Source organism: Staphylococcus lugdunensis (assembly GCF_001558775.1).
GTDB lineage: Bacteria > Bacillota > Bacilli > Staphylococcales > Staphylococcaceae > Staphylococcus > Staphylococcus lugdunensis.
Genome location: NZ_CP014022.1, coordinates 2,047,938 through 2,074,154 on the forward strand (window position 1 = coordinate 2,047,938; position 26,217 = coordinate 2,074,154).

25 protein-coding genes are annotated in these 26,217 nt (G+C 34.3%); 20 read left to right on the forward strand and 5 right to left on the reverse strand.

The window, feature by feature from the left end:
* Window positions 1–406: 406 nt before the first annotated feature.
* Window positions 407–1,654: an aminoacyltransferase gene (locus AL499_RS09485; protein WP_002492835.1), complete on the reverse strand. Its 1,248-nt coding sequence runs from the start codon at window positions 1,652–1,654 to the stop codon at window positions 407–409.
* A 252-nt stretch (window positions 1,655–1,906) separates the two neighbouring features.
* Here AL499_RS09485 and AL499_RS09490 point away from each other — a divergent pair, with 252 nt between their 5' ends.
* The 4 genes from AL499_RS09490 (at window position 1,907) to AL499_RS09505 (ending at window position 3,670) form a co-directional block, all read left to right on the forward strand.
* Complete coding sequence (locus AL499_RS09490; protein WP_002478697.1) at window positions 1,907–2,266, forward strand: DUF4467 domain-containing protein; 360 nt, start codon at window positions 1,907–1,909, stop codon at window positions 2,264–2,266.
* A 21-nt stretch (window positions 2,267–2,287) separates the two neighbouring features.
* On the forward strand, window positions 2,288–2,896 hold the full coding sequence (locus AL499_RS09495; RefSeq protein WP_002460296.1) for a thioredoxin domain-containing protein: 609 nt from the start codon (window positions 2,288–2,290) through the stop codon (window positions 2,894–2,896).
* Between the two features lie 53 nt (window positions 2,897–2,949).
* A complete protein-coding gene (locus AL499_RS09500) occupies window positions 2,950–3,429 on the forward strand; it encodes an SRPBCC family protein (RefSeq protein WP_002460295.1) in 480 nt (159 codons plus the stop codon).
* 61 nt (window positions 3,430–3,490) lie between these two features.
* Window positions 3,491–3,670, forward strand: coding sequence for a hypothetical protein (locus tag AL499_RS09505; protein WP_002460294.1), 180 nt, complete (start codon window positions 3,491–3,493; stop codon window positions 3,668–3,670).
* 159 nt (window positions 3,671–3,829) lie between these two features.
* Here AL499_RS09505 and AL499_RS09510 read toward each other — a convergent pair whose 3' ends face one another.
* Genes AL499_RS09510 through AL499_RS09520 form a run of 3 tightly spaced genes read right to left on the reverse strand, consistent with a single transcriptional unit; the run spans window position 3,830 to window position 5,973 of the window.
* Window positions 3,830–4,522 (reverse strand): BsaG family lantibiotic immunity ABC transporter permease subunit, encoded by a 693-nt coding sequence (locus tag AL499_RS09510; RefSeq protein ID WP_002492793.1) that lies wholly within the window; start codon window positions 4,520–4,522, stop codon window positions 3,830–3,832.
* The gene (locus tag AL499_RS09515; RefSeq protein ID WP_225306484.1) at window positions 4,519–5,277 is read right to left on the reverse strand and encodes a lantibiotic immunity ABC transporter MutE/EpiE family permease subunit; all 759 of its coding nucleotides are present in this window, start codon (window positions 5,275–5,277) and stop codon (window positions 4,519–4,521) included. Before AL499_RS09515 ends, AL499_RS09510 begins: the two co-directional genes overlap by 4 nt.
* 6 nt (window positions 5,278–5,283) lie before the next feature.
* Window positions 5,284–5,973 (reverse strand): lantibiotic protection ABC transporter ATP-binding subunit, encoded by a 690-nt coding sequence (locus AL499_RS09520; protein WP_002492834.1) that lies wholly within the window; start codon window positions 5,971–5,973, stop codon window positions 5,284–5,286.
* A 134-nt stretch (window positions 5,974–6,107) separates the two neighbouring features.
* On the opposite strand from AL499_RS09520, the gene AL499_RS09525 reads away from it, so the two are divergent.
* The 14 genes from AL499_RS09525 (at window position 6,108) to AL499_RS09590 (ending at window position 23,444) form a co-directional block, all read left to right on the forward strand.
* Window positions 6,108–7,112 carry a YdcF family protein gene (locus AL499_RS09525; protein WP_037540507.1) on the forward strand — a complete coding sequence of 335 codons (1,005 nt, stop codon included), beginning with the start codon at window positions 6,108–6,110 and terminating at the stop codon, window positions 7,110–7,112.
* A gap of 311 nt (window positions 7,113–7,423) precedes the next feature.
* Entirely contained in the window at window positions 7,424–8,242 is an 819-nt protein-coding gene (locus tag AL499_RS09530) for a formate/nitrite transporter family protein (RefSeq protein WP_037540506.1), read from the forward strand.
* A gap of 185 nt (window positions 8,243–8,427) precedes the next feature.
* Window positions 8,428–9,147 carry a sirohydrochlorin chelatase gene (locus AL499_RS09535; protein WP_002492799.1) on the forward strand — a complete coding sequence of 240 codons (720 nt, stop codon included), beginning with the start codon at window positions 8,428–8,430 and terminating at the stop codon, window positions 9,145–9,147.
* 231 nt (window positions 9,148–9,378) lie between these two features.
* Window positions 9,379–11,784: a nitrite reductase large subunit NirB gene (nirB, locus tag AL499_RS09540; RefSeq protein WP_002492809.1), complete on the forward strand. Its 2,406-nt coding sequence runs from the start codon at window positions 9,379–9,381 to the stop codon at window positions 11,782–11,784.
* A gap of 3 nt (window positions 11,785–11,787) precedes the next feature.
* On the forward strand, window positions 11,788–12,102 hold the full coding sequence (gene nirD, locus AL499_RS09545; RefSeq protein WP_002460283.1) for a nitrite reductase small subunit NirD: 315 nt from the start codon (window positions 11,788–11,790) through the stop codon (window positions 12,100–12,102).
* Window positions 12,093–13,025 (forward strand): uroporphyrinogen-III C-methyltransferase, encoded by a 933-nt coding sequence (cobA, locus tag AL499_RS09550; RefSeq protein WP_002478707.1) that lies wholly within the window; start codon window positions 12,093–12,095, stop codon window positions 13,023–13,025. The genes nirD and cobA overlap by 10 nt, the downstream gene beginning before the upstream one ends.
* A gap of 254 nt (window positions 13,026–13,279) precedes the next feature.
* Window positions 13,280–16,963: a nitrate reductase subunit alpha gene (locus AL499_RS09555; RefSeq protein ID WP_002492838.1), complete on the forward strand. Its 3,684-nt coding sequence runs from the start codon at window positions 13,280–13,282 to the stop codon at window positions 16,961–16,963.
* Window positions 16,953–18,506, forward strand: a complete 1,554-nt coding sequence (narH, locus tag AL499_RS09560; protein ID WP_002492798.1) for a nitrate reductase subunit beta — start codon at window positions 16,953–16,955, stop codon at window positions 18,504–18,506. The genes AL499_RS09555 and narH overlap by 11 nt, the downstream gene beginning before the upstream one ends.
* Window positions 18,499–19,074, forward strand: coding sequence for a nitrate reductase molybdenum cofactor assembly chaperone (gene narJ / locus AL499_RS09565; protein WP_002478708.1), 576 nt, complete (start codon window positions 18,499–18,501; stop codon window positions 19,072–19,074). The genes narH and narJ overlap by 8 nt, the downstream gene beginning before the upstream one ends.
* Window positions 19,067–19,741 carry a respiratory nitrate reductase subunit gamma gene (narI, locus tag AL499_RS09570; RefSeq protein WP_002478709.1) on the forward strand — a complete coding sequence of 225 codons (675 nt, stop codon included), beginning with the start codon at window positions 19,067–19,069 and terminating at the stop codon, window positions 19,739–19,741. The genes narJ and narI overlap by 8 nt, the downstream gene beginning before the upstream one ends.
* Window positions 19,742–19,763: 22 nt before the next feature.
* Complete coding sequence (nreA, locus tag AL499_RS09575) at window positions 19,764–20,213, forward strand: nitrate respiration regulation accessory nitrate sensor NreA (protein WP_002478710.1); 450 nt, start codon at window positions 19,764–19,766, stop codon at window positions 20,211–20,213.
* Window positions 20,214–20,225: 12 nt separating this feature from the next.
* A complete protein-coding gene (gene nreB, locus AL499_RS09580) occupies window positions 20,226–21,260 on the forward strand; it encodes a nitrate respiration regulation sensor histidine kinase NreB (RefSeq protein WP_002492810.1) in 1,035 nt (344 codons plus the stop codon).
* A 20-nt stretch (window positions 21,261–21,280) separates the two neighbouring features.
* Entirely contained in the window at window positions 21,281–21,934 is a 654-nt protein-coding gene (nreC, locus tag AL499_RS09585) for a nitrate respiration regulation response regulator NreC (protein ID WP_002460273.1), read from the forward strand.
* 355 nt (window positions 21,935–22,289) lie between these two features.
* On the forward strand, window positions 22,290–23,444 hold the full coding sequence (locus tag AL499_RS09590) for a nitrate/nitrite transporter (RefSeq protein WP_002460271.1): 1,155 nt from the start codon (window positions 22,290–22,292) through the stop codon (window positions 23,442–23,444).
* A 223-nt stretch (window positions 23,445–23,667) separates the two neighbouring features.
* On the opposite strand, the gene AL499_RS09595 is transcribed toward AL499_RS09590, so the two are convergent.
* On the reverse strand, window positions 23,668–24,096 hold the full coding sequence (locus tag AL499_RS09595) for a MarR family winged helix-turn-helix transcriptional regulator (RefSeq protein ID WP_037540505.1): 429 nt from the start codon (window positions 24,094–24,096) through the stop codon (window positions 23,668–23,670).
* Between the two features lie 249 nt (window positions 24,097–24,345).
* On the opposite strand from AL499_RS09595, the gene AL499_RS09600 reads away from it, so the two are divergent.
* Together AL499_RS09600 and AL499_RS09605 are read left to right on the forward strand one after the other, a co-directional pair.
* Complete coding sequence (locus AL499_RS09600; protein WP_002460268.1) at window positions 24,346–24,705, forward strand: DUF3139 domain-containing protein; 360 nt, start codon at window positions 24,346–24,348, stop codon at window positions 24,703–24,705.
* Window positions 24,706–24,870: 165 nt separating this feature from the next.
* Window positions 24,871–26,148, forward strand: coding sequence for a cation:dicarboxylate symporter family transporter (locus AL499_RS09605; protein ID WP_002460267.1), 1,278 nt, complete (start codon window positions 24,871–24,873; stop codon window positions 26,146–26,148).
* Window positions 26,149–26,217: the final 69 nt, after the last annotated feature.

Here is a 26,217-nt window from a genome sequence, read left to right on the forward strand (position 1 = left end):
AGGAGTCTGGGGCATAAAGTTCTTGGACAAATAAAAAAGGGAGCGGGACTGAATTCATAATGAATTCTTAGTCCCGCCCCGGCAAGGTTGACTAGGATTGAAAAAGCTTGGTATAAGCGTATTTTTAATCCAGTCAACTACTGCCAATATAGAGTTCATAACTTAAAACATAATGATGTCCCAGACTGTTTTTAAGTATGTTGATATAAAATTACATATAAATGCGCCGTATTTTGGTGAGACACTTTGGAGTACAAGACAAGGTGAAGCTGTCCCCTAAGAAAGCGAGCCAACAATACGAGTAAATAAAGAAGCCAGTAAATGAATTTATAAAAGTTATTTACTGGATATTTTTATATGAATTTTGTCCTGCTTCTTAATTTTTTAGGTAACCTGACCCAACTAATTATTTTCTATGTGCGATAAATTGTTGTAGTTTATAAAATACCGGTTTAATTGGTTTAATAAAATCTCCAATGTATTCATATACTTGAGCGTTAAAGCCTTCTTTAAATTTTTGTACGCCAGCATCTTCGGCATCTTCACTAAAGTCTCCAGTAACACCGTAGAAATTGTAACGGTCGAGATGATGTTCTTTCGCAAATTTAATCATTTCCCATTGTAAACGATATGCACCCATGTAAGCATTATATTTTGGATTTGAACCACTGGATAAATAATACATTTCATGGTCGTTATAGATATATAATGCAGCCGCTAAATTTAAGATATGACCTTCTTTATCCATTTGAGTTTCAGTTTCTTTAATTTTGCGTTGATTACTTGCAACTTGTTGCGTTACTTGTGTATGTTTATTTTTATTTTTCTTAGAGTTTGGACTCTCTTGTAAAGCAGTTTCTATGTCTGAAAGCTGTTGCTTCAATTTATCACGATCTGCCTTTAACGTAGCCAAGTAATCATTTAAATCGATATAAGACAATTTTAGCATTGCATGATCTTGGTATATTTTTTGCATTTCTATAAAGTAAGGTTCATCTCTAAATGAAAAACCATGCTTTTCTTCAGCCATTTGGAATAACTCGAAAAACGTATGCGTGTCTTCAATCGGCAATGTTTTAACTTTGACACCCATTTCATAGGTTTTTTTAATATTGCGACGCGTTTGATAATCCATTTCTTTCATCAATTGATCTTCGTTCTTGTCTTTTAAATCCAGTACAGAAAGCCAACGAATTTGACTCATCATATCGTAGCCAACTGACCAGCCTTGATGTTTATAACCTAAATCTTCTAATGTTTTTATTACTGCACGATTGTCGTAAGATTTTAAAATCTCACCATCTGCGTTATGTAAGTTCTCTAAAATATATGGATCAACAAGGACATAAAGACAATTGCGTTGTTTTAAAAAGTTTGTGAGAGATTTAAAGAAAAAATGAACTAATTCAATATTGCTGTAATCCATGACTGGACCGCGATGGGTGTAAAAGTATTTAAAGAAGCGTAAGGCAGGTGCTTCCGTTAATAGACAAGCAGCAATTACTTCATTCTGGTCATCTTTTACGCCAACCAAATGAACATCATGTTTCATTTCTGAGCGAGTGAGGTAATGCATACTTGATTGGGTATAATGTGAAAAATGTGTTTTTGTAAATTGATTGAATTCTTCTGCAGTGATAGTCATGAACTTCATATTAAATCTACTCCTCTATTTTACTGAATAGGTATAGTGTAACAAAATTACATTATAAATACACATATTATTCCATCATACTTTAGTTGTATAAGTTCGAAAATGGAATAAAAGTAATATTATATTATTTAACATTTATTAACTTGTTATTTCAACTGGCACGTTTGCCCGTATCGTTGTATGATTAGACATGTATTAAAGGATGATAGGGAATCCTAGATTAAATAAATTAAAAGCTTAGGAGTGAATAACTTGAAAAAGTTAGCAATGGCCTTAACATTAATCGTTCTACTGCTGACAGCTTGCAGCAGTGGTAAATATACCGAAAAGATAGATAAGGCGGTTAAAATGCAAGATGATAAGCAAGAACGTTTAGCAAAACATGATCAAGGCGACGTCGTTAAGCATTTTGATAAAAAGGATGCTAACATTTATGTCTTTGAACATGGCAAATATGTCATTTTAGGATATAAACCGCTTAGTGATAATGATGAGATTCACTATTATGCGTATCAATTTAGTGGTAAAACGATAAGTTTTAAAGAAAATTTCGATGCAAAGGGATATATTCAAAAGCACGATCCAGATTATAAAGAAGAAAATATGAACTAACCTAAACGTTAAGGAGCACATATGAAAAAACGATTACCCATCATACTATTATTGACTTTTTTAGTTATTTTAAGTGCATGTGCACAACAAAAGAAAGACGCTCCGAGTGCACCACAAGCTACTAAACATAATAAACCCCTTATCGTTGAGTATGGCGATTACAAGTGCCCATACTGTAAAAAAGTAGAAACACAAGTCATGCCAACAATTAAAAAGAAATATATTGATACAGGTAAAGCAGACTATCAATTCATCAACATGGCTTTTTTAGGCAAAGATTCCATTATTGGTGCGCGTGCAGGCCATGCAGTTAATGCTATTGCCCCACAAGCATATTTAGATTTTCAACAAAAAATATACGCTGCACAAGAGAAAAATGATGACAAAGAATGGATTACACCAAAATTAATCGACAAACAAATAGATCAACTTAATATTAGTCAACAACAAAAGCACAAAATCAAAGCAGATTATAAACAAGAAAATAGTCAGTCATGGAAAGCGGCTGATAAAGATAAACAATTATATAAGAAGCATCATATATCCAAAGCACCAACTGTATTTATTAATGGTAAAAAAGTAAAAGACCCATATGATATAAAAAGCTGGGAACAACAACTTGATAAATAAGCACTTCGTAAAAAACATATTGATCAACTAACATATAAAGGAGGATAGGTCATATGCACATTGAACGCCAATTAAATCAAATCATTGCGCATATAACATTTCATGCTCCTATCATTGAAGTGTTCAAGGCTTATACAATACAATCACTATTTGAACAATGGTTTCATCCACCAGGTGCTAAAATTAAGGTCTATCATTTTGAAGCGGTGACTGGTGGAAAAGCATTTTATGCTATTACAACACCAGAAGCGACTAGTTATACATTAACCGAATACCATATGGTTCAAGCACCGTATCAGATTGTTTACTTTGATTTCTTTGCTACAAAAGACGGTGATAAAGATACACGATTACCAGGGATGAAAGTGGTATTAGAATTCAAACAATTGAATAAGCAACAAACAGAAGTGACTTCTACGACTATTTTTCCAACTGCGACAGCTGCTGAACAAGCGTTATCCATGGGTGTTGAAACTGGTATGCGAAAGACTTTAACTCAGCTTGAACAACTACTAAAAAAAGAATTGTCATGAAAATGACACGCTTTATTTAATGCGATTACGTTAAAATAATCTTGAAAAGAGGTTGATAACAATGAAATCAAGATATTTAAAAGTTTTAGTCTTATATGCATATAGTACATTGGTACCGACATTAATATTTAATTCTAAGTGGATTAAAAGTCCTACATTAAAATATCTCTTAAGACTAGCGCTTGGCTATGGCTACTTTGCTTTAGGATTAAAAATTTTATCACAACTCAAACGTCAATAGGTATGTTGAACAACTTAACCTATTATTATAAGAATATATTGGGAAATGCTATTAATGAATGAACTATTTCAATTCGTTAATAGCATTTTTCCTTATACTGTAAGTTTTGATAAATATTGCTTATATGAGCCTCATAATCAATACGATGTACCTCATAAATTAATCATTAATTTTTCTACCTGACCATTTCTTAATGGTTAGCATTAAAAAGCCACAAATAATGATTAAACTCATAACGTATAGGATTAACGTTAAAACATAAGGTACACTATTTTGGATATACATAGGAATATAGCGTGTAGCATATGTGATTGGCATGTAATACCATGACTGGTCGCCTAAAACTTCCACACCAAAATAGATGTTAAATATTACACTAAATATACCTCCAACAATTGCAAGCACGCTTTTGATAAAGAGACCGATCATAAATATGATGACTGTTATTAAAATATTAAATAGCAGACTAGTCAATAAGTAAAATAAGCTAATATTTAAGTTTTCACTCATGATGATTAAATTTAAAATAGAAATGATTAACGATAGGACGTAGTTTATATAAATATACATGAGTGTGGCTAGAGCCCATGATAAACGGCTAGTCTTACTTAAAATATGGTTGAAATGTCCTATGCCCTCTTCAAATTTAATTGTCTGAAACACTGTGATGGACAATATTAATGGCGTAATCGCATTAAAGCAACCAGTATATATTTGAATAGCTGTTTTATGCCATGAGGGACCTAAATAGAGATCAATACATAAAATATAAAAAAGTGTAAACATGAGTGGTATATAGGTTAAAATGTCTGATATAAATTTTAATTTTATGATTTTAAATTCATTTATCATTTTATCCTCCAAGATTTATTATTATTTAAGAAGAAAAATGCAACGAAATAAATGGTACTTACGATTAAAACGATTAATAAAGCATGTAAATCATTAAAAAATGGGCTCGACTTAGATAATAAAGTACCATTTGGATGTAATGATAAAGTGATTAATGGAATTCTACCGATATAAGACCAAGGGAGAATCCAAAATATTTTTGTCATAGTTATAGTAATTATGCTTAATATTGATAAAAAAAGATTTAGAAATATCGCAAGAAAAACACCTGTATTTCTTACTAAAATAAAGTTTATAGGTATCAACGATAAACTAGAAATTAAAATAAGTGTTATCGTCACGAATATTAGTAATGGGTTTATTGGAGCACCAGAAGTTAATGCGTTACCAATCATTGAAACGATAAATATCAAGATAGCATGAATGATAAAGCCTATGATGGTTACAATGATTTTGTTTTTAATCATGCTGTTAATAGACCAATTGTTGCTTTTGTAATAAGAAAAATGATTGTTTTTTATTTCCATATTGAGGAGAGAGTTAGCAACGATACATGTAAGTATAGGTATCACGAAAAACGGCCATAAATTAAACGTCAAAGATAAATATGGAGAAAGTTCATTCTTATCAGGTTGACCTTGAGCAAATAACGCCGTAAATATTGCAAAAGCTAAAAATATTAATGGCGATGAAATGAGCATATACATAGCTGAGGAACTTTTTAATTTAAGTAATTCAGTCTTTAAATTTTTCATCATAATTTACTCCTTTGTAATATCGAAAAATATTTTTTCTAGATTTTCATTAGTATTATTTTCTTTTTGATACTTTAATTTACCGTTGTGAATAATACCGATATGATCAGCTAATATTTGTATTTCGGAAAGTATATGACTTGATACGATGATGCTTGTACCTTGCTGAGTTAAATCTTTCAATAATGTTCTTAAATCTTGTATACCATAAGGGTCAAGGCCATTTGATGGCTCATCGAGTATTAATAACTTTGGTTTTTTTATTAGCGCCATTGCAATGCCTAAACGTTGTTTCATTCCCAGTGAAAAATCTTTAACTTTTTTCTGTTTATCTACTTTCAGTTTGACCTTTTTTAATACTTGTGGAATATTGTCAAAAGGTATATTTTCATTTAAAGCTACGATTTTTAGATTATCATAAGCATTTAGATGGTTATAAGTGGGCGGGGACTCTATTAACGAGCCAATATTTGATAAATCATTTCTGACCATCTGTGCGCCATCTAAAAATATTTCGCCATGTGAGCTGGATAATATACCACAAATGATTTTAAGTAATGTTGATTTTCCAGCGCCATTAATACCTAATAAGCCATAGACTTCGTTTGGAGCAACTTTTAAATTAATATCATTTAAGACTACATTGTTTTTGAACTTTTTGGATAAATTTTTGGTTTCTATTTTGTAAGTGTTCATTAAGATACCTCCTCTGTGATTAATTTCATCGTAGCACGAGAAAAAAATATTACTACTTACACTTTTGTAAGTAACAAAATAAGTAATCATTTAAACATTGTTGTGTTATAGTGAATTTAATTAAAGGAGAAAAAATGTATATATTATTATTGGTTGTTTTCATTCTTTTAGGTATAGCATATTTACTGTTTAAAGCAAATAGTCGACTTAATATTTACTGTACGTCTATTATCATTGTTTTAATGTATATTTTAGTATCTTATTATTTGAATAGATTATTTGATTTTAACTTAATGGTTTTAAGTAGTTATTTATTATTGTCAATGCTCGTGATTATCGCCTTTATTCTCTATTTATTTTGGGATAGTAAAAAATTATTGAAAAATGAAGGCAGTCGCCTTACAAACTTTTTGAGTTTATCGTTAGCGATGTGGATTGTAATTTTGATTGCTTTATTTCCAGTATCGTTTATCGTTAACAATGATGTGTCAAAATATATATTTGTAACATATTTATTCACTACGTTAATATTTACGTATTTTTTTGGCTTAATATTGAGCTGCTGGCTTTTAGCTATATTTTATTCAACATTAAATAGCAATAAGTCTATTGATATTTTTTTAGTGCTAGGATCCGGTTTAATAAATAATAAAGTTACACCACTTTTAGCTAGTAGAATTAATGCAGGCTTAGAAATTTATCAAAAGCAAAATAATAAGCAGCATTTGTTTTTAGTGAGTGGTGGCCAGGGTGATGATGAGCTGCGACCTGAGTCAGTTGCTATGAAGGAATATCTAGTAGATAAAGGTATCGTTGAGGATGAGATTATTTGTGAACAACAATCGAAAACGACATATGAAAATTTATATTTTTCTAAGGAAATGATAGAAAATTTACCATTAAATAAACCTAATATTTTAATATGCACAAATGATTTTCATATTCTAAGAGTGATGTTTTTAGCGAAAAAATTGCATTTTAAAAATTTTTACAGCGTTGGCAGTAAAACGAAAAGCTATTTTTTCACCAATGCTTTTATTAGAGAAGTGATTGCCATTATTAAAATGGATTGGTGGTTTCATCTTGTAATTATGTTGGCTAGTATCGCATGGTATATTCTTACAATGGTAAATATTTAAAAGATTTAATATAGTAATATAAGGATCTTCCATTAGGGAGGGCGTTGAGCTCAATCTTTAATGGAAGCTTTTTATATGTTTTAGTTTCAAATATAGAATGTCGATTTATTTAGAATTTGTGTGATACATAAGCTGCTTTTCATAGAAAATACATGTATTATTTCAAAAGCGAAAAATTATAGTATGTTACATTTTAATTTTTAAAATTTTCATATATTATGTGTATTTTTTTAAAGCTTTATAGTTTTATTATGTCTTTATGGATATAATAGGTCTATATTAAATGATGACATACATAGGAGGAAGTTTAGATGTTAAAAAATGCAAAGACACTTGATGACACACATGCGACACGTGCACAAATTGAAAGTGCAGCTGGTCAAGTGCAAATGAAGGAAGTCATGCTTGATAAGACGCCAGGGAGATATATGGTAAAAGCGATTATGGCTGGCTTTTTATTGGCGATTGTAACAGTATTTATGTTTGCTGTTAAGACACAGTTTGCCGGAACTAATGACGGGCTGGTTAATTTGCTTGGTGCAATCGCATTTAGCTTAGCCTTAGTATTGATCGTATTAACTAATTCAGAACTATTGACGAGTAATTTTATGTACTTGACTGTGGGTTGGTATTATAAAGTGATTTCTATGTCTAAAATAATGAAAGTGGTTACTTTTTGTTTTATTGGTAATATTATTGGTGGGATTTTTTTATTTTTCTTGATGAAATTTGTGCATATTATGACACCTGAAATGATTCAAAGCTTAACGGCATTGGTACATAAGAAAACGATTGATTCGACATGGTACAATATTTTAGTTAAAGCTATTTTTTGTAACTTCTTTATCAATATTGGTATTTTTGTCTCTATGAAGTTTAAAGAAGGTTTAGCAAAAGCATTCTTCATTGCGTGTGGCGTGATTGTCTTTGTCTTTATGGGTTATGAACACGTTGTCTTTAATACAGGATTATATGCAGGTATGGCTTTCTTTAATTTGGATGCTTTGTCATGGTTAGGTGTATTGAAAAATGTTGTTTTTGCATTTATTGGTAACTATATAGGTGGCGGTATCTTTATTGGTTTCGTATATGCTTACCTGAATGGTACACGAGATAGTTTAGTTAAATAATTAAAATGATATAGATGCTATAATGAAATATATAGATTATATTTTAGAAATTCTAAATACAGCTTTGGAGTGTAACAGACTTTTATGTAGGACGTTACGCTCCTTTTTTAGAAAAATATTGACTTATGATACATTAAATCTTATTATTTTAATCAACATTATTAATCATGTATCGGGGGGATACGATGGTAGCGAATATTTTAGTCGCGCATGGCATGCGTCAAGGAGATCAAAATGAGGCATTAACAGGCTTTGTGGCTCAATTGTTAGAGCATGAAAGCTATCCATATGATTTGGCGTTTATTGAAAGTGAAGAAAAAAGTATTTCACGCATCATGACGCATTATTTGAATCAAGGAGAAACAGAATTTAAAATTGTGCCACTACTCATCTTTTCTGCCATGCATTATTTAGTGGATATTCCAGAAATATTAGCACAAATAAAGGAGCAACATCCAAATATTAACTATCGCTTAAGTCAGCCTTTAGGAACGCATGCATTAATGCAGGAAATTATTCAACAACGCATTGAACAAGTTCATATCGACAAAGATGACAAAGGTAAAGTAGCAGTTGTTTTAATCGCACATGGTAGTCGCTCTTATACACAAGCACATGATGAATTAGAAACCTTTAATCATCAGCTAGCTACAGATTATCCTGTATTCTCCAGAACATTGTATGGCGATATAAGCTTTAAAAATGATTTGGATAAGTTAGCTAAGCGCTTTTCCAAGTTAATTATCGTGCCAATGTTTTTATATGATGGACGCTTAGTGAATAAAGTAAAAAAACTAATCGCGCAAATGGACATACAATCAGAATTGCTTATTACACCATCTCTGAATTTCGATCCGCTTTTGAAAGATATTATTAGCGCACGTCTTGAGGAATTATCATTTTAAAGAAAATAATTAAAGATGATATCAGTAACAATCAGTAAAGTTTCGCACTTTATTGGTTGTTTTTTTATGTTAGGGAATTCCCTAATTTTGTGATTTTATTCACAAAAATTGCCTGTATTGGTCTACAATAAAATTGAAAAGTGATAGCTGGAATATTATTAATCAAGTTAATGAACCTTTAAGGGCATAGGTATTTCCAGCAATCTTTAAAAGATTAAAAGGGGCGACATTATGGCTAAGCAAAAATTAGTGTTGATAGGTAATGGTATGGCAGGTATACGCACGATAGAAGAAATGCTAGAGCGTTCCGATTCAACCTTTGACATTACAGTGATTGGTAAAGAACCTTATCCTAACTATAATCGCATCATGCTATCCAATATTTTACAAAATAAAATGACGATTGACGACACAATTATGAATCCATTTGATTGGTACAAAGCGCATGATATTAACTTAATTATCGATGACCCAGTTGAGCACGTTAATCGCGAAGGACAATATGTTGTAACATCAAAAGGGCTAACGGTTTCTTATGATATTTGTATCTTTGCCACAGGCTCATCAGCTTTTGTATTACCTATTCCAGGGGCTGATTTGCCAAGTGTAATCGGTTGGAGAACGATTAAAGATACTGAACAAATGATGACAATTGCACAAACGAAAAAACGTGCCGTCGTTATTGGAGGCGGTCTTCTTGGATTAGAATGTGCGCGTGGATTATTAGATCAAGGCATGGAAGTTACTGTCTTACATCTAGCAGATTGGTTGATGGAAATGCAATTAGATGCAAAGGCGGGCGCATTACTCAAAGCGGATTTGGAACAACAAGGTATGAAGATTGAGTTACAAGCGAACTCACAAGAAATTATTGGTCAAGATGATGTTGAAGCTATTAAATTAGCAGATGGTCGTGTGATAGAAACAGACCTTATTGTGATGGCAGTGGGTATCAGACCTTATGTGCAAGTTGCCCGTGATGCTGGACTAGAGGTCAACAGAGGTATTGTCGTTAATGATTATTTACAAACGAGTGATGCACATATTTATGCTGTTGGAGAGTGTGCTGAGCATCAAGGACACGTATATGGACTTGTTGCACCTTTATATGAACAAGGCAAAGTGTTAGCCGATTATTTAACTGGTAGAAAAACAGAGGGCTATCATGGCTCAACAACATTCACATCCTTAAAAGTATCTGGGTGCGATTTATACAGTGCTGGACAAATTGTTGAAGATGAAGACGTACACGGTATAGAAGCATTTAATAGCGTAGATAACGTTTATAAAAAAGTATTTTTAAAAGATCAAGCGGTTGTGGGAGCTGTACTATACGGTGATACGGACGATGGCTCTAGGTTTTATAGCATGATGAAAAAGCATGAATCACTTGAAGATTATACGTTAATGGCACTATTACAGAAAAAAGGTGCCGATGCTGGTTTATCAATTACTGATATGAGCGATGACGAAACGATATGTGGTTGTAATGGTGTAGATAAAGGCACCATTGTAAATGCAATTAAATCTAAAGGTTTAACGTCTGTGGCAGAAGTGACTAAAATGACTAAAGCGGGTAATTCATGCGGAAAATGCAAAGGGCAAATCAGCCAAATTCTAGAGTATACGCTTGGTGATGGCTTTTACACTGCTAAGCCAACAGGAATCTGTGCCTGTACAGAACTGACTAGAGATCAAATCGTCACACAAATTAGAGCTAAAGGCTTAAAGACATCTAAAGAAGTGAGACATGTCTTGAACTTTAAAGATAAAAATGGTTGTCCTAAATGTCGACCAGCTATTAATTACTATTTAAATATGGTCTATCCTCATGAACATGCAGATGAACGTGAGTCACGTTTTGCTAATGAACGCTATCATGCCAATATTCAAAATGATGGTACGTTTTCAGTCATACCTCAAATGCGTGGAGGCGTCACAGATGCAGATCAATTGATACGTCTTGGACAAGTAGCCAAAAAATATGATGTACCGCTAGTTAAAGTTACTGGTTCACAACGTATCGGATTATATGGATTGAAAAAAGAACAATTACCACAAGTATGGCAAGATTTAGGCATGCGTTCTGCATCTGCCTATGGAAAGAAAACTCGTTCTGTTAAAAGCTGTGTTGGTAAAGAGTTTTGTCGATTTGGGACGCAATATACGACGCGCTTAGGAATTCGTTTAGAAAAAACATTTGAATATATCGACACACCACATAAATTTAAAATGGGTGTGTCAGGTTGTCCAAGAAGTTGTGTAGAATCAGGGGTTAAAGACTTTGGTGTTATTTCTGTTGAAAATGGCTTCCAGATTTATATTGGTGGTAACGGTGGTACAGAAGTAACCAAAGGTCAATTCTTAACGACTGTAGCTACAGAAGATGAAGTGATTAAACTTTGCGGTGCATTGATGCAATATTACCGTGAAACAGGTGTGTATGCAGAGCGTACAGCTCCTTGGTTAGAGCGTTTAGGTTTCGATAATGTTAAAGCAGTATTGTTGGATCCTGAAAGACAAGATGCATTATATACACGTATCATGGATGCGAAACAAGCAGTTTCAGAAGAACCTTGGCAAGCAATTGTTCACAATAAACATGCACAAAAAATCTTTGAAGTTGAGAAGGTGTAAACGATGAGAACAGGAGAAAAAGTAAAAGTATTAACAATCGATGATTTAACACCTTTAATAGGGAAAAAGGTCATTGTTGATGGTAATGAAATAGGTATATTTCTAACTGAAAGTGGTCATATTCATGCTATTCATAATGTTTGTCCGCACAAACAAGGTCCTTTGTCAGAAGGAACGGTCAGTGGTGAATATGTATACTGTCCCCTGCATGATCAAAAAATTGATTTAGCATCTGGTGAAGTTCAAGAACCTGATGAAGGTTGTGTAACCGTATATCCAGTAGAAGTCATTGACGGAGATGTCTACGTATGTCTATAGCCAATGGTGGCAAGGTATATCTTGTAGGCGCTGGTCCAGGAAATCCTAATTTATTAACGAAACAAGCCGAACGTTTAATTAGAGAAGCGGATATTATATTGTATGACCGTTTAGTCAATCCACTTATTTTACAGTATGCGTCAGAGAAAGCAGTCTTCGTTAATGTCGGTAAAAAGCCATACCATAAACACATTCAACAAGTACAGATTAATCATAAAATGATTGCTGCGGCACATCAATATAAACATGTTGTTAGATTAAAAGGTGGTGATCCTGCGATATTTGGTCGTGTTTATGAAGAGCTTGAGGCATTAAAACAACAAGCGATAGAAGTAGAAATTGTCCCAGGCATTACGTCTGCGAGTGCTGCAGCAGCAACTATGAATGTCGGACTAACGATGCGTCAAGTTGCACCAAGTGTCACTTTTTCAACAGGGCATTTCAAAGATGATGTCAGCAATGAAACAGATATTAGAAATTTACACAATGGTGGTACACTTGCCATTTATATGGGAGTTAAGCGTTTAGGGCATATTATTCAACAAATTACTGCGGTATCAACTGAAGATTATCCAATTGCAGTGATTTTTAATGCTTCTTGGTATAACGAAACAACCGTAATAGGGCGTTTATCAACCATCGAAGCGCAATTAACTAAGATAAATTTAGAAGGACAACCTGGCATTTGTTTGGTTGGTCCTATCGTAGAACATATGTCACAAATACCTAAGGCTAACAGCAGAGATAGCATATTAAAGATACTCGTAGGTGAAAAAGAACAGGCGCTAATACAAGCTGAACATTTAGCAGATATAGGAACACCATGTCTGATACAACCAAGTAAGACAGCACATCAAAGTCAGCACGATTTATTTCAACATATCATCGCACAACATCAGTGTGATTATATCTATATGGAGTAAGTGTGAGTCTGGGACATCACTATGTTTTAGGCTATAAACTATATATTGGCAGTTAAACTCGCCGGGGCGGGACAGAAGTCATTATGAATTCTGTCTCGCTTCTTTTTATTTTTGAAAATTTAGGGTTTCAACTAAGGCAATTAGGCAATTCCCTAATATTAGAACTTTGTGAAAAAATATACAATGTAACTAAGACAATGATATGAATGTTGAATGTAGCACTCGTGTTAAACCTTTTACGGGAGGACATATAGATGGGGAAATTTGGATTGAACTTTTTTAAGCCAACTGAAAAATTTAACGGTAATTGGTCCATTTTAGAAAGTAAAAGCAGAGAATGGGAGAAAATGTATCGTGAACGTTGGAGCCATGACAAAGTCGTTCGTACTACGCATGGGGTCAATTGTACAGGATCATGTTCCTGGAAAGTTTTTGTGAAGAATGGCGTGATTACTTGGGAAAATCAACAAACTGACTATCCAAGTTGTGGTCCGGATATGCCTGAATTTGAACCAAGAGGTTGTCCTCGTGGTGCATCATTTTCTTGGTATGAGTATAGTCCGTTGCGTGTTAAATATCCTTATATTAGAGGTAAACTATTGGATTTATGGACTACAGCACTTGAAGAAAACAACGGTAATCGCATTGCAGCATGGGCCTCAATAGTTGAAGATGAAGAAAAAGCTAAGCGATATAAATCAGCAAGAGGTATGGGTGGACACGTCAGAGCTAGTTGGAAAGATGTCACAGATATCATTGCGGCGCAGCTTTTATATACGATAAAAAAAGACGGACCAGACCGAATTGCTGGATTTACACCTATTCCAGCTATGTCGATGATTAGTTATGCTGCTGGAGCTAGATTTATTAGTTTATTAGGTGGAGAAATGTTGAGTTTTTATGATTGGTATGCTGACCTACCACCTGCATCACCACAAATATGGGGTGAACAAACAGATGTACCAGAATCAAGTGATTGGTTCAATGCAGCTTACATTATTATGTGGGGATCAAACGTACCTCTTACACGTACACCGGACGCGCATTTTATGACCGAAGTACGTTATAAAGGAACTAAAGTTATTTCGGTCGCTCCGGATTATGCTGAAAACGTAAAGTTTTCCGACAACTGGCTGGCACCGCATCCAGGTACTGATGCTGCAATTGCTCAGGCGATGACACACGTGATTTTACAAGAATTTTACCAAAATGAGCCGAATGAAATGTTTATTAATTATGCCAAACAGTATACGGATATGCCGTTTGTTATTATGTTAGACCAAGATAAGCAAGGCTATAAAGCAGGGCGATTTTTACGTGCAAGTGACTTAGGTATTGACAGTGACAATAATGAATGGAAGCCAATGATTTATGATCTAGAGAGCCAACAGTTTGTGGTACCTAATGGCACGATGGGACAACGTTGGGAAGAAGGTAAACAATGGAATCTTAAATTGGAAACTGATGATGGTCAAACAATCAATCCAACACTGACGATGGCGAATACTGAATATGACATCAAAACCATTCAATTTCCATATTTTGATAGCGATGGTGATGGAATCTTTAAGCGACCAATTCCAACATACACGTTACAGTTAGCCAATGGTCAAAACGTTCAAGTGACGACAGTTTATGATTTGATGGCTAGTCAGTATGGTATACAGCGTTTCAATCATGCCATGGAGGCAACATCCTATGATGACCAGCAATCCAAGTATACACCAGCTTGGCAGGAATCAATTACTGGTGTTAAAGCATCGACTGTGACTCAAATTGCACGAGAGTTTGCGCAAAATGCGATAGAAACTGGTGGTCGCTCGATGATTATTATGGGTGCAGGTATTAATCATTGGTTTAATTCTGACACCATTTATCGCTCAATTCTAAATTTGGTCATGTTATGTGGCTGTCAAGGTGTAAATGGTGGAGGCTGGGCACATTATGTTGGACAAGAAAAATGTCGTCCTATTGAAGGATGGAATACGGTTGCCTTTGCCAAAGATTGGCAAGCACCACCACGCTTACAAAATGGTACAAGTTGGTTTTATTTTGCGACTGATCAATGGAAATATGAAGAATCCAATGTAGCTAGTTTAACTTCACCTCTTGCACAACATGTTAAGCACCAGCATCCTGCTGATTACAATGTGACTGCTGCTCGCTTAGGCTGGTTACCATCTTATCCACAGTTTAATAAAAACAGCTTACTCTTTGGAGAAGAGGCGAAAGAAGCTGGCGATGCGTCAAACGAAGCAATTATTAAACGTGCAGTTGATGCCGTGAAAAATAAAGAAACACAGTTTGCAATTGAAGATCCTGATTTGAAGAAGAATCATCCTAAAACATTATTTGTTTGGCGTTCAAATTTAATTTCAAGCTCTGCAAAAGGGCAAGAATATTTTATGAAGCATTTATTAGGTACTAAATCTGGCTTGATGGCTGAACCTAATGAGCATGATAAGCCTGAAGAAATTACTTGGCGAGACGATACAATAGGCAAACTTGATTTATTAGTATCATTAGATTTTAGAATGACAGCTACACCACTCTATTCAGATATTGTGTTGCCAGCTGCAACTTGGTATGAAAAGCATGATATCTCATCAACGGATATGCATCCTTTCGTACATCCATTCAATCCTGCAATAGATCCACTATGGGAATCGCGCTCAGATTGGGATATCTATAAGACATTAAGTAAAGCAGTTTCAGAAATGGCAAAAGATTATTTGCCAGGTACTTATAAGGATGTTGTGACTACACCATTAGGTCATGATTCTAAGCAAGAGATTTCAACACCATTCGGTCAAGTCAAAGATTGGTCTAAAGGAGAAATAGAAGCAGTTCCCGGACGCACAATGCCTAATTTTACTGTAGTTGAACGGGATTACACTCAAATATATAACAAATTTGTTACGTTAGGACCTTTGTTGGAAAACGGGAAAATAGGTGCGCATGGTGTGAGTTATCATGCGGGTGAACAATATGAGGAACTAAAAAGTATGATAGGAACTTGGAATGATGACGACATAACATCAATCAGAAATCAACGTCCACGTATCGATACAGCAAGGAAAGTGGCTGATGCGATTTTAAATGTTTCATCTGCGACGAATGGTAAGTTATCTCAAAAATCATATACCGATTTAGAACAACAAACCGGTATGCCATTGAAAGATATTTCTAGCGCACGTGAAGCCGAAAAGCTATCATTTTTAAATATTACTGCACAACCTAGAGAAGTGATTCCAACTGCCGTTTTTCCTGGATCAAATAAAAATGGCCGTCGCTATTCACCGTTCACAACAAATATCGAACGACTTGTTCCTTTCAGAACATTAACAGGAAGACAAAGCTACTATATTGATCATGAAATATTTCAGCAATTTGGTGAAAGTTTACCAGTATACAAACCGACATTACCGCCGATGGTCTTTGGCACACGAGATAAACAAGTAAAAGGCGGACAAGATGCCCTAGTATTACGATACTTAACACCACATGGTAAATGGAATATCCACTCGACTTATCAAGACAATCAGCACATGCTGACATTATTTAGAGGTGGACCTGTTGTTTGGTTATCAAATGAAGATGCCGAGGCGCATGGCATTAGTGATAATGATTGGCTCGAAGTATATAACAGAAACGGTGTTGTGACTGCGCGTGCCGTCACATCTCATCGAATGCCTAGAGGAACAATGTTTATGTATCACGCACAGGATAAGCATATTGAAACACCTGGCTCAGAAATCACAGATACGCGAGGAGGTTCTCATAATGCACCAACTCGTATTCATTTAAAACCGACACAGCTGGTTGGTGGATATGCACAAATAAGCTATCACTTTAACTACTATGGACCGATTGGCAATCAAAGAGATATCTATGTGGCCGTGAGAAAAATGAAGGAGGTCAATTGGCTTGAAGATTAAAGCACAAATTGCAATGGTATTGAACTTAGACAAATGTATTGGTTGTCATACGTGCAGTGTGACATGTAAAAATACATGGACGAATAGACCGGGTGCGGAGTATGTGTGGTTTAATAATGTAGAAACAAAGCCAGGTGTTGGATATCCAAAACGTTGGGAAGACCAAGAGCAATATAAAGGCGGTTGGGTGCGCAACAATAAAGGCAAACTTCAACTTAAATCAGGGAGTCGCTGGTCAAAAATTGCTTTAGGAAAAATCTTCTATAATCCTGATATGCCAGTAATTAAAGATTACTATGAACCATGGTTTTACAATTATGAACATTTGACAACAGCTAAACAAGGGCAACATTCTCCTGTAGCAAAAGCACATTCAGTTATTTCAGGTGATAAGTTGGATTTACAATGGGGTCCTAACTGGGAAGATGATCTTGCAGGTGCACATGTTACTGGACCAGAAGATCCTAATATTCAACGAATTGAAGAAGATATCAAGTTTCAATTTGATGAAACATTTATGATGTATTTGCCACGTTTGTGTGAACATTGTTTAAATCCAAGTTGTGTGGCATCATGCCCATCTGGTGCAATGTACAAACGGGATGAAGATGGTATTGTACTTGTTGACCAAGAAGCCTGCCGTGGTTGGCGTTATTGCATGACTGGCTGTCCGTATAAAAAAGTTTATTTTAACTGGAAGACAAATAAAGCAGAAAAATGTACATTCTGCTTTCCAAGAATTGAAGCCGGGCTTCCTACAGTTTGTTCTGAAACATGTACGGGTCGTATGCGTTATTTAGGTGTGCTTTTATATGATGCAGATCGTGTGCATGAAGCGGCATCTGCTGAAAATGAACAAGCGTTGTACGAAAAGCAACTTGATATTTTTCTAAATCCATTTGATGAAGATGTGATTGCACAGGCTGAAAAGGACGGCATTAACCATGAGTGGATCGAAGCAGCTCAACATTCTCCGGTATATAAGTTGGCTATAGAGTATAAGTTGGCCTTTCCGCTACATCCCGAATATAGAACGATGCCTATGGTATGGTATTGTCCGCCGCTTAGTCCAATCATGAGTTATTTTGAAGGTAAAGGTGCTAAGCAAGATCCAGATATGATCTTCCCAGCAATTGATGAAATGCGTTTACCTGTTGAGTATTTAGCAAACTTGTTTACAGCTGGAGATACGAAACCAGTGAAAGAAGCTTTGCAACGCATGGCAATGATGCGAAGTTATATGCGTGCTCAAGTAACGAATCAACCATTTGCGATGCATAAATTAGAAAGATTAGGCTTATCTGAGCAGCAGTTAAAAGATATGTATCGCTTGTTAGGTATAGCTAAATATGAAGAGCGATTTGTAGTGCCTACATCACACAAAGAAACTTACTTAGATACGTATCGTGCACAAGGTAGCCAAGGGTATGGTGGAGAATATTTTGGAGAAAATTGTGAAGGTTGTGGCGTAGCAGTAGGTTCTGGAAAGACAGGACAAGAAGTTTATAATGATCATTTCTATGGAGGTATTTTCCGTGATTAATCTTGCAAATTTTAGACAATATCAAGATAGTTTTGGCTATATTGCACAGCAACTGAATTTTCCAGAAAAAATCACTTTCAATCAAAATATCTTTCAAGAGACCATAGCGCCTTCACATCCTGCATATGCCGACCTTGTTGCTTATCGCACAATGATGGAACAGTACACTTTATCAGAAATTAAGGCAATATACACGGATACCTTTGATTTTAGTAAGAAGGCACCATTATATATGACATATAATAAATTTGATACACAAAAAGAACGCGGGCAGATGTTGGCTAAATTAAAGGTCTTATATGAGATGTTTGGCTTGAAAATGGTTGATAATGAACTGTCTGATTATTTACCGCTAATGTTGCAGTTTTTACATGTGGCACAATGGCATGATGATCCACGTGCGGAAGATAATATTCAGTTAGTCATTATGATTATTGAAGATGGCACGTATACGATGGCAAACTTGTTGGCTGAGGATCACAATCCGTATGCCTATGTGGTCCGTGCTTTGCGTCAGACATTAAAAGAATGTCTTGAAGCACCAAAAGGGGTGACAACACATGCTTAATCAATTTTTATGGGTGATTTATCCCTATCTTTGTGTTGCTATTTTTGTAATTGGTCATATCGCGCGGTATAAATATGATCAATTTTCATGGACAGCTAAATCAAGCGAATTAATTGAGAAGAAACAATTGAAATGGGGAAGTTTATTATTTCATTTAGGTATCATTCCTGTGTTTTTGGGGCATGTTGTTGGTTTAGCCATTCCAGCACACTGGATAGAGTTTTTAGGTGTTAGCAATCATTTGTATCACTTTGGCGCTGTGTATATTGGTAGTATCTTTGGTATAATGACGTTGATTGGCATGTTGTTGTTAACAAGTAGACGCTTAACACTTAAGAATGTTAGACGCTTAAGTTCAGCATCAGATATATTTGTTAATCTCTTATTACTCATTATTATCTTTATGGGATGTTATTCGACGTTAGTTACAAATGCGGTTACGCCAGATTTTGATTATCGTCAAACGATATCAATTTGGTTTAGACATCTATTTACATTCTCACCGGATGCCATGTTGATGAATCATGTCCCACTATCATTTAAGTGTCATATCTTATTAGGATTTACAATTCTGGCATGTTGGCCATTTACAAGGTTAGTCCATGTATGGAGCGTACCATTATCATATGTGAATCGTCGGTATATCATTTATCGTAAACATAAATAACATTAAAGAAAGGGTTAATATATTGTCTCCTCGATCTTATATTGAAACGAACAGTTTGCAAGCAGATTTAGAAACTTTAAGACAATGTGAAGGCTATGATTTTGCTGCGATAGCGACACCAGAACGCTTTCGCTCAGGCGCACCAATTAAATGGCAATTTGTTTCTGGCAATACCAACGATAGATATAAGCTAATTGTTTTAAAAAAAGGGCGTGGCCTCGCTGGTATGGTAATGAAAACTGGTAAAAGAATGATCATTGAGCAGGTTGATCAAGAGATTGGCTTTGAAGAGCGCTTAAAGTACCCCATTTTACTAAGTGAAAATTTAACGAGTTTGATTGCGATTCCACTATGGTTTGAAAATGAGTTATGGGGCGTATTATTGCTTGGTCAACGTCAAAATAAGCCATTACCAGACAATTTTGATAAGGTTAATATTCAAGGAAAACTAAGCGTATTTTCAGAAGGATGATAGGTGATAGGAGTGCTCAATATTAATGAAGAACAATTAGAGCAGTTATTACAACAATATTATAAAACAACACAGGAAAAGATTGTCTTTGTAGACAAATACGGTAAAGTTATCGCAATGAATGATGCAGCAAAGGAAATTATTTCAGAAGACAACAATTACAGTACCATGACCAATGCAATTTGTCGTCAGTGTGAGGGCTATTCCAACGAATTTGCATTAAAAAGCTGTATGAATTGTTTTATGGATACGACTCAACCAACAGATGCAAACTTCCAAGTGTTTATGAAAACTGTAGATCAACAGGTACAACCTTTTACTGCGACATATCAATGTATCGATGACGTAAAAGGTATTTATGCGTTTACTTTGCAAAATATCTCTCCACAAATTGAGCGTCAAGAAAAAATGTATCAACGTCAAATGATTCGAAAAGTAATTGCCGCTCAAGAGAACGAACGTAAACGTATTTCTCGAGAATTACATGACAGTGTTGTACAAGAATTATTAAATATTAATATTGAATTGAGATTATTAAAATATCAACAAGATAAAGTATTAATTACCGATAAAGCCCAACAAGTTGAAAGCTTGATGGCCAATTTAATCGACGATATTAGAAATATTTCTGTCGAATTACGGCCATCATCCTTAGATGATTTAGGCTTAGAAGCAGCTTTTAAATCTTATTTTAAACACTTTGAACAAACCTATGGATTAGCCATTAGTTATCAGGCGAATATTCAGGGTAAGCGCTATGATAGCGACATTGAAACCGTTGTGTATCGAGTTGTGCAAGAAAGTATTTTAAATGCCTTGAAATACGCTAGCGTGAATCACATTGATGTGAGTATCCAAGATACAGGTGATCACATCATTGCAGAAGTGATTGATCAAGGTGTGGGCTTTAACCCTCAGTCACAGCCTAAAGGAACAGGTCTAGGTTTATATGGAATGAATGAACGTGCAGAGCTAGTCAATGGTAATGTAAATATTGATACTCAAATTGGCAAAGGAACAATTATTACATTAGAAATACCAATTTAATGTAGGTTAGGGGAATTCAATTGAAAATAGTTATAGCAGACGACCATGCAGTAGTGCGCACAGGGTTTTCAATGATTCTGAATTTTCAAGACGATATGGAAGTTGTAGATACTGCTGCTGATGGCGTAGAGGCATATCAAAAGGTTATGGAGCATAAGCCTGACGTGTTAATTATGGATTTAAGTATGCCTCCTGGCGAATCAGGCTTAATTGCTACAAGTAAAATTGCAGACAGTTTTCCAGAAACAAAAATCTTAATATTAACGATGTATGATGACGAAGAATATTTATTCCATGTTCTAAGAAATGGTGCTAAAGGTTATATACTAAAAAATGCACCAGATGAACAGCTAATCTTAGCAGTAAGGACTGTTTATCAAGGTGAGATGTATGTGGATATGAAGCTGACAACATCTCTCGTTAATGAGTTTGTCAATCAGCCACAATATGATACTGGCACTACAAATGATCCTTTTAAAATATTATCGAAACGAGAATTGGAAATCTTACCATTAATTGCTAAAGGTTATGGCAATAAAGAAATTGCAGAAAAGCTCTTTGTTTCCGTCAAAACGGTAGAAGCACATAAGACGCATATTATGTCAAAATTAGGCTTAAAATCTAAGCCAGAACTTGTAGAATATGCACTCAAGAAAAAGTTATTAGATTTTTGATCTTATTTAAATTGATGGTGTATAACAAGAAAATAAAAAGTGAAATAACATACACAGGTTGGACATCAATCTCAAAATAATAGCACAAAGATGATTTGAAATTAAAAATTGTCTTTGTGCATTTTTTATATCAGAACTAAAATGACATAAATAGCGACCGATAACAAATAGGGAAATTGCCTATAAACATCAGGGATTATCCTTATGTTCAATTTTTCACAAGGATTATAAACTTTAATTATAGTTGGTATGTGTTATAGAAATATGTCTCAAGTAGGGTGTGTGATGTCATATAGTTGATTGCTATCCTCATGCATGTACTAACACTAATTACATAAATAATGAAGGTGAAAAAATGTTTAGGACAAAAGGTGCCTTTCAACTTGGTTTACAAACATTGAGTCTAGTTGTTGGATTTATGGCGTGGAGTATTATATCTCCATTAATGCCATTCATGTCGCAAGATATTAAAGTAAGTGATGTGCAAATATCAATTATTGTAGCAATTCCAGTAATTTTAGGCTCAATATTGCGTGTTCCATTTGGTTATTTAACCAATGTGGTTGGCGCAAAATGGGTGTTTTTCAGTAGTTTTATTGTGCTATTATTTCCAATTTACTTCTTGAGTCTTGCACAAACACCTGGCATGCTTATGACATCTGGTTTCTTTCTAGGTGTTGGTGGTGCCATCTTTTCTGTGGGTGTAACGTCAATACCGAAGTATTTTTCTAAAGATAAAGTTGGTTTAGCAAATGGTATTTATGGTGTAGGTAATATTGGTACAGCAGTATCTTCCTTTTTAGCACCACCTATTGCAGGGATTATTGGCTGGCAAACAACTGTACGCTTTTATCTTATATTTATAGCTGTCTTTGCATTGATTATGTTTTTATGTGGAGATGGAAAAGAGCCGAAGGTTAAAATTCCTTTAATCGCACAAATGAAGGATTTATTTGGTAATTATAGAACATATTATTTAAGTTTATGGTACTTTATCACATTTGGTGCTTTTGTGGCATTTGGTTTGTTTTTACCGAATTATTTAGTGCATCATTTCACTATAGATAAAGTAGATGCGGGTATTCGGTCGGGTGTATTTATTGCTTTAGCTACATTTTTACGTCCAATTGGAGGTATGATAGGTGATAAATTTAATGCCGTAAAAGGATTAATGATGGACTTTATATTTTTAATTATTGGTGCAATTATTTTGGGGGTATCAGATCATATCGCACTCTTTACCATTGGTTGTTTAATGATAAGTGTATGTGCAGGAATTGGAAATGGTCTTGTATTCAAACTTGTACCATCATACTTTTCTAAAGAATCAGGTACAGCGAATGGCATCGTTTCTATGATGGGAGGCCTCGGGGGCTTTTTCCCACCTTTGATTATTTCGTTGGCAAAGTCTCTAACTGGCACAAGTCATTTAGCATTTATTTTACTTGCATTATTTGGGGTCGTGGCTTTTGCTACAATGTTTCACTTATATAAAAAGGAATATGTATAAAATCAAGTTAGTATAAGCCTATGACTAGTTGCTTGCTCAACGTTTTAGAAGCCCTTATTCTTTGCGATGTTAAACGTGCGCAATGAACAAGGGCTTTTTATAAGTATAATCATTAGTATATAACAATAAAATGTTGCATCAAGTGATTGAAATGAGCAGCCAAGAAGTATCATCTAATAATGAGTTAATGAATAGTCACTTTAATCGCTTGTAATCATCATTGTTAAAAATTATCGACAACAAATTGATGCATAATTTTGATGAGCTTTTGTGCTTCCTCTTTGCTAACGCCTGCATCACAAAATACATTTTTTGAAATAGAAGCTAATTCAGGTTTTAATGCTACACCTTGCTCAGTTAGTGAAATTTGCAAGTTGCGTTCATCATTTGTTTCACGTATGCGTGTGACAATACCTTTTTTTTCGAGTTTTTTTAATAAAGGCGTAAGTGTACCTGAATCAAGATAAACTCGATTACCTAATGTCTTAATATTCAGTTTTTCTTTGTCTTCTATAGCCATGATAACGATGTAAGCTGTATAAGTAAGGTCATGTTCTTTTAAATACGTGGTGTATTTTTTGATGATTTCCTTTGATGATACATATAGTAAAAAGCATAGCTGATTGTCTAAATAGCTTTCTTTATGCTGCATTTAATCACTCCTTATCCCATAACAATAGTAGGAATAGTTAGGGATGTCAAGGTTTTATGCAATTAGTTTATAATTATAAAATCTATAGTTGATATACAATATATTTGTAAACAATTTCACATATTTTAAGAAAAATTTGTTACAAGTGAAGTGATATACTTTAAAAATCGTGCTGTTTCATTCATAATAGTTTGAATAGTACCTTAATTTAACGGACATGTTAAAGATTTTAGTAAAGGGAGATTTACAATGACCAAAAAGCAGGTTATCACCAGAATTATCATCATATTAGTGATTTCTTTAGTAGTCGCAATTGCTTTCTTTTTTGGAATGAAAATGTATCAAAGTCATAAAAATATTCAGCTTGTGGATAGTTACATAGAAGATAAGCATCTTAAAGGATTAATTAAAAAAGAGGAAACAAAATATAGTGCCAAAAAAGGTGTATACTATAAAGAAATCGTGTTTAAAGATGAGCCAAAATTAACTTATGTTGTTCAGCCAATTAGCACACGAAAAGGTATTTTCTTAGAAGGTTTCGATACTGAAACAAAGAAAAATATTAAGGGTGCGAAACATAATACATTTGACCAAAACTATAAACCATAAGTTAAAAAACACTATCAGATGCGCTACAATATACGCGTATCTGATATGTTAATACGGTTAAATAACAGAATATTTAAACATTATCGCTGTAATATTTTAAAAATTTATATCCAATTTTATTTATAAATGATATAATGAAGCGATGTCAGATGAGGGGGTTGCAGTATGGCTCTATTCAAGAGAAAAATAAGTTTACCAATGCAAGTATTAATTGCATTAGTATTAGGGGTTATCGTCGGACTTTTACTTTATGGACAAGACCAAGTTGCGAATTACATTAAACCATTTGGAGATGTATTTCTTAATCTCATAAAAATGATTGTAATTCCAGTGGTGTTCTGTTCACTTGCTTTATCCATTTCTGGTGTAGGTGAGTCTAAAACAGTTGGACGATATGGTTGGAAGACAATTCTTTATTTTGAAATTATAACAACAATCGCAATTGCATTAGGTATTATCCTTGCAAACTTGTTTAAACCAGGTCAAGGATTAGATCGTTCTAAATTACCTTCTGGCGATATCTCAAAATATCAAACAACAGCACAAGCAGCTGAACATTCTACATATGGTAATCATTTCATTGATACAATTGTAAATATTGTACCTACTAACTTTTTCGAAGCTTTAACAAAAGGTGAATTATTACCGATTATCTTCTTTGCTGTATTTTTTGGTTTAGCATTGGCAGCAATCGGAGAAAAGGGTGAACCTGTTAAGGCATTCTTAAGTGGGACACTAGATGCTGTATTCTGGATGATTAATAAAATCTTAAAATTAGCACCATTAGGTGTATTTGCCTTTATTTGTACAACAATTATTACATTTGGTGCATCAGCACTTTTACCTTTATTGAAATTAGTATTATTAGTAGTATTTGCAATGGTATTCTTTATACTTGTTGTTTTAGGTATTGTAGCTAAAATGTGCGGAGTTAGTATTTTATCTATTATTAAAATACTGAAAAGTGAACTTTTATTAGCCTTTTCAACATCTAGTTCTGAGGCAGTATTGCCTAGTATGATGAAGAAAATGGAAGAATTTGGTTCACCAAAAGATATTGTATCTTTTGTTATACCTATTGGATATACCTTTAACTTAGATGGTTCAGCATTGTATCAATCAATTGCCGCATTATTTGTGGCGCAAATGTATGGCCATCATCTTACATTGTCCCAACAAATTATGTTGATGGTGACATTAATGGTAACATCTAAAGGTATGGCGGCTGTTCCTGGTACGTCCATCGTTGTACTATTAACAACGTTAGGTGCGATGAACATACCGGCAGCAGGACTAGCACTAATCATTGGTGTTGACCGTATTCTTGATATGGTACGTACATGTGTCAATGTTTGTGGTAATGCATTATCAACAGTAGTTATTGCAAAATGGGAAAATGTTTACGACAAAGAAAAAGGACAAAAATACTTAGAATCAATTTAAAAAATAAATCTGACATTTTTATACCGAGCCATTGAGCTCGGTTTTTTAATGGTAACAAGTAAAATTAAT